General features: G+C 69.9%; 5 protein-coding genes. 4 read left to right on the top strand and 1 reads right to left on the bottom strand.

What is annotated here, in order from left to right; all coding sequences use genetic code 11:
• The 4 genes from QZ483_RS13350 to QZ483_RS13335 all read left to right on the top strand — a co-directional run.
• A partial coding sequence (locus QZ483_RS13350) for an EAL domain-containing protein (protein ID WP_297084832.1) occupies positions 1-749 on the top strand: 749 nt, incomplete at its 5' end.
• Positions 750-780: 31 nt separating this feature from the next.
• On the top strand, positions 781-1,290 hold the full coding sequence (locus tag QZ483_RS13345) for a type II toxin-antitoxin system PemK/MazF family toxin (protein ID WP_297084830.1): 510 nt from the start codon (positions 781-783) through the stop codon (positions 1,288-1,290).
• 71 nt (positions 1,291-1,361) lie between these two features.
• Positions 1,362-1,622 carry a 30S ribosomal protein S20 gene (gene rpsT, locus QZ483_RS13340; protein ID WP_297084827.1) on the top strand — a complete coding sequence of 87 codons (261 nt, stop codon included), beginning with the start codon at positions 1,362-1,364 and terminating at the stop codon, positions 1,620-1,622.
• Positions 1,623-1,710: 88 nt separating this feature from the next.
• Positions 1,711-2,388, top strand: coding sequence for an EAL and HDOD domain-containing protein (locus QZ483_RS13335; RefSeq protein ID WP_297084834.1), 678 nt, complete (start codon positions 1,711-1,713; stop codon positions 2,386-2,388).
• A 6-nt stretch (positions 2,389-2,394) separates the two neighbouring features.
• Here the strand turns inward: QZ483_RS13335 and holA are convergent.
• On the bottom strand, positions 2,395-3,008 hold a 614-nt coding region (gene holA / locus QZ483_RS13330; RefSeq protein WP_367117115.1), incomplete at its 5' end, for a DNA polymerase III subunit delta.

The following is a 3,008-nucleotide window of genomic DNA, read 5'->3' as shown; positions in this document are numbered from 1 at the left end:
TGGTGGTCCACTATCAGCCGCTGGTCGACATGGCCACCCGCGAGCCGGTGGCATTCGAGGCGCTCGTGCGCTGGCAGCACCCCCAGCGTGGACTCCTGCTGCCGGACCACTTCATCGAGGTGTGCGAGGACGCCAATCTCGTGGTGCCGCTCGGTGCCTTCGTGATCCAGGAGGCGTGCCGCTTCATCGCCGCGCACCCCGAGTTCCACGGCAAGGTGCTGGTGAACGTCTCGACCCGCCAGATCGGCAGCGCGGACCTCACTCGCGTGGTCCGAGGCGCGCTCGAGGACACGGGCATCGACCCGTCCCGCCTGGGCCTCGAGATCACCGAGTCCGGCATGCTGCTCGCCACGCAGGCGGCGAGCGCGGACCTGGCGGCTCTCGCGCGGCTCGGGGTCGACCTGATCCTCGACGACTTCGGCACCGGCTACTCGGCGCTGTCCTCGGTGCTGCAGAATCCGGTCGCGGGGCTCAAGCTCGCGCGCGAGTTCACGCTGCGGCTGGGAGACCGCGCCACCGGCGACCGCATCAGCTCGACCATCGCCAACCTCGTGGACGGCCTGGGCATGTACGGCGTGATCGAAGGCGTCGAGACCGAGGCGCAGTACCGCCAGGCCCGCGATCACGGCTGGCTCCTCGGTCAGGGGTTCCTGTTCGGCTACCCGCTTCCCGCGGACGAGATCACGTTCACGGCGCCTGGCGTCGCTCACCTCAGCGCACTGCGCCGCTCGCCGGTCCTCGACCGCTGACGCACGCAGGCTCTGCCGCTAGGGTCGTGGCATGGACCCGGTGCTGCTCGCGGTGCTCGCCGCCGCGGCCGTCGGCGTCGGATGGGCCACGTCGCGCCGGCGTCGCGCGCACAAGCCCGCCGCGCGCCGCTCGACCTATCCAGGCGACTTCGAGGGGCGGGTCGACGTCGTCTACTCCCCCGCGGCCGATGGCGAGGCGGACCCCGGCGAGATCGTCTGGACCTGGGTCCCATTCGAGGAGGACCACGCTCGCGGCAAGGACCGCCCGGTCCTCGTGATCGGCCACGACGGACGATGGCTGCTGGCGCTGCAGCTGACGAGCAAGGACCACGACCACGACGCCGCCGAGGAGGCGCGGTGGGGGCGCTACTGGCTGGACATCGGCTCGGGAGCGTGGGACCGTCAGCGGCGGCCCTCGGAGGTCAGGCTCGATAGAATCGTGCGGGTCGATCCGGCGTCGGTGCGTCGCGAGGGCGCGATCCTCGACCGCGCGACCTTCGACCGTGTCGCTCGTTCGCTTTCCGACGTCCATCACTGGTAGGATGGGAAGCCGTGTGTGAGCGCGCGCTCGCGCTCCACTCCCAGTTTTCCCACCATCGCAGAAGGATTGTCGTGGCCAACATCAAGTCCAAGATCAAGCGGATCGGCACCAACGAGAAGTCGCGTCAGCGCAACGTCGCCGTGAAGTCCGAGCTCAAGACCCACGTGCGCAAGGTGCGCGAGGCGATCGCAGCGGGCGACAAGCCTGCGGCCGAGACCGCGCTCAAGTCCGCGTCCGTGAAGCTCGACAAGGCTGCCTCGAAGGGCGTCATCCACGCGAACCAGGCCGCGAACCGCAAGTCGGCTCTCGCGAAGCAGGTCGCCGCGCTCTGAACCAGGCCTTTCGCCTCCTCAAGCCCCGACGCGCCGCAAGCGCGTGCGGGGCTTGTTGCTGTCCCCCGATAGGGTCGCAGGCGTGACGATGACTCCGGGCGGGCGCCCTGAGCCCTGGATCATGCCCCGGTCCGACTCTCAGTTGGGCGCGGGCTCCACACGCGTGCTTCTGGGTCGTCAGGGCATCTTCACCGCCGACCGAGAACTGGTGGGATACGAGCTCCTCTTCCGCGCGCCGGGGCAGATCGGCCTTCGCGTCGACCTGTGGAGCGCGCGTCAGCAGGATCGCGCAACGGAGCACGTCATCGCTGCCGCCTTCCACGTGGCGGGGGGCCAGCCGCTCGACCGCGTGGGCTTCGTCAACTTCACACGCAGCTACCTCGTGGACCACGACTGGGTGGGTTTCTCTCCCCCTGATGGAGTGATCGAGGTGGTGGAGTCCGCGTTCGCCGATGAGGCGCTGCGCGTGCGCCTGAGCGACTTGCGGGCGCAGGGGTACCAGATCGCCATCGACGACTTCGTTGGCACCACGTCGCAGGTGGCTCTGCTCGAGCACGCGGACTTCGTCAAGATCGATGTGCGCGATCTGGTCTCCCAGGGCCCCGACCTGGTCGCGAGAGCTCGGTCGCACGGCTCGACGCTCGTCGCTGAGCGCGTCGAGACGCGCGCGATGCTGGCGTGGTGCGTCGAGTTGGGATTCGACCTGTTCCAGGGCCACGGATTCGAGCCGGCGATCATCGTCGACCGCGGTCGCGTCGCGGCCTAGTCACGGTCAGGCCCCGGCGAGATCCGCCACCTCGCGCACGGCGCGCTCGAGGGCGAACGCGGGCGATCGACCCCCACCCTTGATGTCCGCATCTGCCTGCGCCACCACCTCTATCGCGCGCCCGAGCGTCTCCGCGTTCCACCGCCGCAGTTCGCGTCGGGCGCGGTCCACCTGCCACGGAGACACCCCGAGATCCCGGGTCGGGTCGAGACCGCGGCCCCGCGACGCGCCCACCTTGGCCAACGTGCGAAGCTTCATCGCGAGAGCGGCGTTGAGCGGCACCGGGTCCACACCTCCCGCGAGCGCGTGCCGCACGAGAGTCACGGCCTGTTTCGCATCACCGGCGATCGCCGCATCGGCGACGCTGAAGGCGGTCGCGTTCACGCGCGTCCCGTAGTACCGCGCCACGTCCTGCTCGGACAGCGTGCCCTCGACGTCACCCATGAGCTGCTGGCAGGCTGCTGCGAGCTCGGCGAGGTCGGTGCCCACGGCCTCCACGAGCCTCCTGGCGACTGCGGCCTGGACCGGGCGCTTGGCCCGGTCGAACTCTGCTGAAGCGAAGTCGACGAACTCCGCGTCGCGCTTGACCGCTGGGCACGTGTACTCCGGCACCCCGCCCT

This window comes from uncultured Demequina sp., assembly GCF_913055775.1.
In the GTDB taxonomy this organism is placed as follows: domain Bacteria; phylum Actinomycetota; class Actinomycetes; order Actinomycetales; family Demequinaceae; genus Demequina.
Note: the sequence above shows the minus strand (reverse complement) of the source record. Positions and strands in the feature narration are given on the sequence as shown.